The following is a 6,436-nucleotide window of genomic DNA, read 5'->3' as shown; positions in this document are numbered from 1 at the left end:
TTCTTCGTCCCTGCATAATTATATGCAAGGACGTTTTTTTATCCAATCATTTCCGCATCATATAGAAGAACCAACAATTACCGGTAATTTGTCACAAAATTCTAAAATTTAGAAGGAAATATACAATATTGGCGAATTTTATATAAAAAAGAGCTATTTCACATTACTTAGGAGGGGAAAACAATGGTTTCAAAAATTGAGTCTGTTCTTTTAACAATTTTTATCTTTTTCTGTATTGGTTTTAGTGTTATTCAATTAGAAGTTTCACCACACATCCCAATTTTATTTGGTATCGTTCTTTTATTAGCATTTGGATTCCTGAAGAGAATCTCTTGGTCTACTATGGAGAAAGGGATGATTAGTAGTATTTCAGCTGGTATTCCATCTATATTTATTTTCTTACTTGTAGGCGTATTAATTAGCGTTTGGATCGCAGCTGGAACTATTCCGACTTTAATGGTATACGGCTTCCAGCTTGTATCTCCAAAAATTTTCGTTCCAACTGTTTTTGTTGTTTGTGCAATTGTTGGAACGAGTATCGGTAGTGCTTTTACAACTGCTGCAACTGTAGGACTTGCTTTTATGGGAATGGGTACTGCCCTTGGATACGATCCAGCTCTTATTGCTGGTGCAATTATTTCTGGTGCATTCTTCGGAGATAAAATGTCTCCTTTATCTGATACAACAAACTTAGCGCCTGCTGTAACGGGTGTAGATTTATTTGAACATATTCGTAACATGCTTTGGACAACAGTGCCAGCTTTCATTATTGCTTTTATCGCATTTTTCATTTTAGGAAGCGGATCTGGTGGAAACGTTGATTTCTCAGCATTTATTAATACACTAGAAAAAAATGCAACGATTTCTATCGTTACACTTATTCCTATTTTATTACTGTTCCTATTCGCATTTAAAAAGGTACCCGCAGTTCCAACATTACTTGCAGGAATTGTGGTAGGAATTATTATTCTCTTTATTTTTAAACCTAGCACTTCTTTAGCTGATTTAATGAAAATTATGCAAGACGGTTACGTTTCTAAAACTGGTATCAAAGATATTGATAGCTTATTATCTCGCGGTGGCCTGCAAAGTATGATGATGTCAATTGCTCTTATTTTCCTAGCTCTTTGTATGGGAGGATTATTACAAGGAATGGGCATTATAGCGCAGCTGATGAATATTATCTCTAGCTTCGTAAAAACTAGTACACGCTTAATTATTTCTACTGCTTCAACTGCAATTGGTGTAAACTTCTTACTTGGTGAGCAGTACTTATCCATCGTTTTAACAGGACAAGCATTCGCTAATAAATACGATGAAGTCGGTTTAGAGCGTCGTAATTTATCACGAGTATTAGAAGATGCTGGTACAGTAATTAATCCACTCGTACCATGGGGTGTCAGTGGCGTATTCTTAACAAATGTTCTTAGCGTTCCAACATTCGATTACCTGCCATACGCAATCTTCTGTTTAGCTTGTCCAGTCGTAACCATTATCGTCGGTTTTACTGGATTCGGTCTTTCATGGAAAAAAGAAAAAGCAGTACCAGTTTCATAATATAACAAAAAGGATTACCAAATCGGTAATCCTTTTTATATTTCTCGACTATCTATTCGCTTTCTTTCTTCTAAATAACATAAGTAATCCCGCTCCAACAAACGCAAGACCAGCTCCAATTGTAGAAGCAATACTTGCACCTGTTTTCGGTAAATCACGTTCATCTTTTTCAGCTTCTTTATTTTCACTTACAGTTGTTGTTGTTTCTTTTGTATTTTGATCATCTGTTGTAGTTTGTCCAGATCCGGTATTATTTCCATCTTGCTTTGGTTCATTACCATTATTACCTTCTTCTGTTGGTGGTGTTGGGTTTTCTCCATTACCTGTTGGCGGTGTCGTTGGATTTCCTTCACCAGTTTCTTTATCATCATTCTTCTTCGTTATATCAATTGCATATTTAGCAAATTCATTTTCAGATGGTCCAACATATGAAATCTTTCCATCTTTCTTTATATACTCTTTTGCTTTTGGTGAAGAATCAAATGTTGTAATTAATTTATCTGCAACAATCGGTTTAAACGTCCAATTTTTATCTGCTGTCGGGTTAATAACTGGCGTTTCTTGCATATACTTTACAATAATTTGACGTGTTTCATCTTGCGATTGATATACAACTTCCCCTTTACTTACACCCGGGAACGTCTGGCTACTTCCACGATAATTATTTGTAGCAACGATGAACTCTTGATCATCAGCTACTGGTTTACCTTCATATGTCATATTTACAATACGATTCGTATTTGCATTTACAACTTTTCCATCTTTATCGTATTTCGGCGGTTGTGTTACATCAATTTCATATTTTAAACCATCTAAAATATCAAAGTTATATGTAGGATAGCCTATATTTACTAACGGCTGTTCTTCTGTTTTCTTTGGATCAATTTGATTAAACTGACCTGCAGACATTTCAAGCCATTCTTTCACTTGTGCCCCATTTACTTTTACAGCATATAACGTATTTGGATACACGTATAAATCTGCAACGTTTTTAATTGCTAACGTTCCAGCTGGAATATCAGTATAATATGCAGCACCGTTTCGGCCACCTGCTTTAAATGGTGCACCTGCAGATAAAACCGGAATATCTTTAATCTTTTCGTACTCTGGTTTTTTAAGTTCTTGTTCTACATACCATTTTTGCGCATTTGTCACAATTTGTACGGAAGGATCATCTTGTACTAATGAAAAATAACTATTAATTGGTGCTTTCGTTTCACCTACAGGTGTATTTACATATTCGATTGTCTTTTCATGTTCATCTTTAATTTCATTAACTAATTTTTGATCCGACTGTACTAACGGATTACCTTTACTATCAGCAATCTTACGAAGTGCTGGCTTAGGTTGATCCTTTTTTTGTACTTCCCATTTTCCGTTTACCTTTTTCAATTGCATATCAATAATACCTAAGTTACTGCCAAAAACGCCAGGCATTACAACTGGAACACCATTAAATATATCCTGCACTTCAGTATGTGAATGTCCCATTAATACTGCATCTACGCCAGGAACTTGTGTTGCTAAATGATATGATGCATTTTCCATTTTATTCACTTCTTTATATTCGCTCTTATCGACGCCTGAATGAGCCAATGCAACGATAATATCCGCACCCTCATTTTGCATTTTTTTCACCATTATTCTTGCTGTTGCGACGATGTCTTTCGCTTTTACTTTTCCTTCTAAGTTCGCTTTATCCCAGTTCATGATTTGTGGTGGAACAAATCCCATTACACCAATTTTCACTATTTGTTTTTGGCCTGCTTCATCCACTACTTCTTTCTTTAAAATATGATATGGTTTAAAATAATTTTCATCGTTCTCTTCCTTATCATCATGGTCAACTTTATATACATTCGAGTTAATAACCGGGAAATCCGTTTTTTCAATCACTTTGTTTAAATAATCTAAACCATAGTTAAATTCATGATTCCCAAGAGAGATGACGTCATACTTCATTAAATTCATTACACGATATAATGGATGTGTATAACTAGGATCCACACGATTCTTCGGATCTTTTATTTTATTCGCTACGTAATCCCCAAGCGGTGTCCCTTGTAATGCATCCCCATCATCAAATAGGACAGAGTTTTTCACTTCTTCACGTGCTTTATTAACGAGTGTTGCCGTTTGTACAAGTCCTACTTTATTATCTGTTTTCGTTTGATAATAATCGTAATTCATTAAGTTAACGTGAATATCTGATGTTTCTAGAATTCGTAAGTTAACTGTACTCTCCCCAGTGTTCTCATCTGCATGAGCTGTTGCTGGCATTACTTGCGGCGCTATAACACCAATCGCAAGAGTTGCTCCAGCTAGCATTTTTTTTGACTTTTTCACAAAAAATCCCCCTTATACAATTACCAAAAATAATGAAATGAATCCCTATCTGTCTCTAACCACATACCTTTTTTCTTCTATTAGAGACACAATTTTCATTTCACCCTGCGCTAACGAGTAGTCCCCTTAAACGCCCGATTGATGAAGACCATTAATTAATCGGAAATAAAGCTCCCACTAATTAAAGTTTCACCTTATCTGACATTATCATATATAAAGTTCTTTCCTATCGTCAATATTTTTTGACAAACTTCAACAAATTTTCTGTAAAGTTATTATAAACTTTTCATAAACATATAATATGCCCTTACATTGCTAATACTGCTGAATATGATACAATTACCAATTACAAGGAGGATGAATTTATGAAAAAAGTCATCTTAACAATTGTTTGTCTCCTCCTTCTGATCATTTCTTATTCTTATTTTGAAAAGAACGACGAGACAAAACAAAATGAATCTGAAGAAAAAACAGAAAAAACATCTGCCCCAAATTGGATTGATAAGCAAACAAATGAATCTTTTTATCATCTTGTATTAGGTGATTCACTCGCTAAAGGATATGGATCGACACAAGGTGGATTTGCTGAATTAGCTTCTAAGCAAATAGAAGCACAAATTCATAAACCAATTACAGTAGAAAACCTTGGGGTAAACGGTCTTACAACAGATCGTCTCGCTAAAAAAGTTCAATCAGAAGATGTAAAGGAAAAAATTAGAGCAGCAAATATAATTACAATTAATATTGGAGGAAATAATTTATTTCGTTTAAATCGTGATGTTGGTGTTATAGATGGTATAAAAATGTTAAATAAAGAAAAAGCCCATTTTGAAGCGGATATAAAAAGTATTGTAAAGACAGTTCGAGATCAAAATCCGGATGCTTTACTCATTCTCTCAGAACTCTATAACCCGTTACAACTCGATGACTCCATCGCAAGTTATGCAGATATGTTTTTAGATGGCTGGAATGAATCTGTTTATTCCATTTCCAAAGCAAATCAACCATCTATCGTTTTACCAATTCGTAAATTAATATCGAATGATAAAAAAGAGTTATTATTTGACCAAGTACACCCAAATGATAACGGCTATGCGATTATTGCCAATACATTTACAAAGCAAGTGTTATCCTACAAATATTAAAGCGACCATGAAACAATTCTATTTTTATAACATGTCTTTTTTGTTACAATGATAGTGGAAGGGGGCCTTTATATGGAATCACGCGAGTGGGAACGTATTGTTGATCATCTTCTTTCGCTAGTGCCTCTTTTTTATCGCAAATTTATGCTTCCTGGAGAATTTTCTTCTCAAAGACATATGCCGCCATCACATACACAAGTATTACTGCTTTTGCATGAAAACGGCACATTAGCAGTTTCCGAAATCGGCAAGCGGCTAGCGATTTCACGGCCTAACATGACACCTCTATTAAACAAACTTATTCAAGAAGAACTAATAGAGCGTCATTATAGCGAAAAAGATCGACGGGTCATTTTAATTTCCCTAACAGCTGAAGGGAAATTATTAGTAAATCAGTATCAGCAATTCATTTTAGACAAACTAAAAGAAAATTTCCAAACATTATCTGAGGAAGAGCGCGAAAAGCTCATTCATTCTCTTCAAACCATTCAAAATTTAATTTTGAAAACAAACGTATAAAGCTGCTTCTAAATAGAAGCAGCTTTATGATTCGTAATAGTTACCATAGTATACATTGGAATATGGCCATGTTGTTAAATATGGTTTTTTTTCCTGTGTAGGCTGTTGTTGTGGTATTTGTGATAATTGCTGTAATTGTTGTTGCCGATATAATTCGTATTGTCTACTCGTATCATAAACCCGATAATAATTTACATATGGATATACTTGAGGTACGTAATAATAATACATTATCCTCTCCTCCTTTTTCTTAAACATATTCAAAGGAGAAAATGAATGTGACATTGTTTATAATTGTACAAGTGGTTCTCTCACTCGTTTCTTCCTTTTCTTCAAGCGTAACTTACGGTTCTTTTCGTATAAATAATGCACAACGAAATACGAAATGAGACCAAACACAACTCCTAAAATCGTCATTCCAATTAATACATACACTTCACTTTGTAATAAGCTCTTTAATATCGTAAAAATGTGACTTGAAAACAAGTCCGATATCGTAAATGGTTCATGATGAATTTTCTGTACATGGAATGGATAAATCATTTTTCCTAGCGTATACGCAAGCGGAAATAAAAATACTGGGAGAAACGATATTTTCCCAATAATATTGCCAATAACTGCCGCAGGAAAAGATCCCTTTGCTAACCTGACGATTGGATAAAATATTACATATACGAGCGATGCCGTATAAATGACTAACATTTCTAAGCCGAATCCTATAGCAAACCCTAACGATACTTTCTTTGCGCCTTCTGGCGATCGAAGCAACTTATAATATTGAAACTTTAATATTCTCCACATCCGCTGAAAAAACGAATATGTTTTCTTAGTTGTTTTCACCCTCATCATCTCTTTAACTATATTTTTAT

At 34.5% G+C, this 6,436-nt stretch carries 6 protein-coding genes; 3 read left to right on the top strand and 3 right to left on the bottom strand.

Translation table 11 applies throughout. From position 1 onward, the window contains the following. Positions 1-183 precede the first annotated feature (183 nt). The gene (gene nhaC / locus MR160_RS17855; protein WP_000253737.1) at positions 184-1,557 is read left to right on the top strand and encodes a Na+/H+ antiporter NhaC; all 1,374 of its coding nucleotides are present in this window, start codon (positions 184-186) and stop codon (positions 1,555-1,557) included. Between the two features lie 48 nt (positions 1,558-1,605). Here the strand turns inward: nhaC and cpdB are convergent, their stop codons facing one another. Beyond that, entirely contained in the window at positions 1,606-3,903 is a 2,298-nt protein-coding gene (cpdB, locus tag MR160_RS17850; protein ID WP_242297820.1) for a bifunctional 2',3'-cyclic-nucleotide 2'-phosphodiesterase/3'-nucleotidase, read from the bottom strand. 365 nt (positions 3,904-4,268) lie between these two features. Between cpdB and MR160_RS17845 the strand changes: the two genes are divergently transcribed. Both MR160_RS17845 and MR160_RS17840 read left to right on the top strand, forming a co-directional pair. Beyond that, entirely contained in the window at positions 4,269-5,048 is a 780-nt protein-coding gene (locus MR160_RS17845; protein WP_000755850.1) for a GDSL-type esterase/lipase family protein, read from the top strand. A 72-nt stretch (positions 5,049-5,120) separates the two neighbouring features. Next, entirely contained in the window at positions 5,121-5,567 is a 447-nt protein-coding gene (locus MR160_RS17840; RefSeq protein WP_000445819.1) for a MarR family winged helix-turn-helix transcriptional regulator, read from the top strand. A 24-nt stretch (positions 5,568-5,591) separates the two neighbouring features. Here the strand turns inward: MR160_RS17840 and MR160_RS17835 are convergent, their stop codons facing one another. Together MR160_RS17835 and MR160_RS17830 are read right to left on the bottom strand one after the other, a co-directional pair. Continuing rightward, positions 5,592-5,798, bottom strand: a complete 207-nt coding sequence (locus MR160_RS17835; RefSeq protein ID WP_242297818.1) for a hypothetical protein — start codon at positions 5,796-5,798, stop codon at positions 5,592-5,594. 57 nt (positions 5,799-5,855) lie between these two features. After that, positions 5,856-6,416, bottom strand: coding sequence for a DUF2062 domain-containing protein (locus MR160_RS17830; RefSeq protein WP_003309896.1), 561 nt, complete (start codon positions 6,414-6,416; stop codon positions 5,856-5,858). Positions 6,417-6,436: the final 20 nt, after the last annotated feature.

The sequence above is a fragment of the Bacillus cereus group sp. BfR-BA-01382 genome, from assembly GCF_022663475.1.
Classification (GTDB): Bacteria; Bacillota; Bacilli; order Bacillales; family Bacillaceae_G; genus Bacillus_A; species Bacillus_A thuringiensis_S.
The sequence above is the reverse complement of the archived record's forward strand: the minus strand, read 5'-3'. Positions and strand labels throughout refer to the sequence as shown.

Excerpts from the sequence above, each read along its gene's own strand:
- nhaC (WP_000253737.1), top strand. The coding sequence starts at position 184 with ATGGTTTCAAAAATTGAGTCTGTTCTTTTAACAATTTTTATCTTTTTC.
- MR160_RS17845 (WP_000755850.1), top strand. The coding sequence starts at position 4,269 with ATGAAAAAAGTCATCTTAACAATTGTTTGTCTCCTCCTTCTGATCATT.
- MR160_RS17840 (WP_000445819.1), top strand. The coding sequence starts at position 5,121 with ATGGAATCACGCGAGTGGGAACGTATTGTTGATCATCTTCTTTCGCTA.
- MR160_RS17835 (WP_242297818.1), bottom strand. The coding sequence starts at position 5,798 with ATGTATTATTATTACGTACCTCAAGTATATCCATATGTAAATTATTAT.
- MR160_RS17830 (WP_003309896.1), bottom strand. The coding sequence starts at position 6,416 with ATGATGAGGGTGAAAACAACTAAGAAAACATATTCGTTTTTTCAGCGG.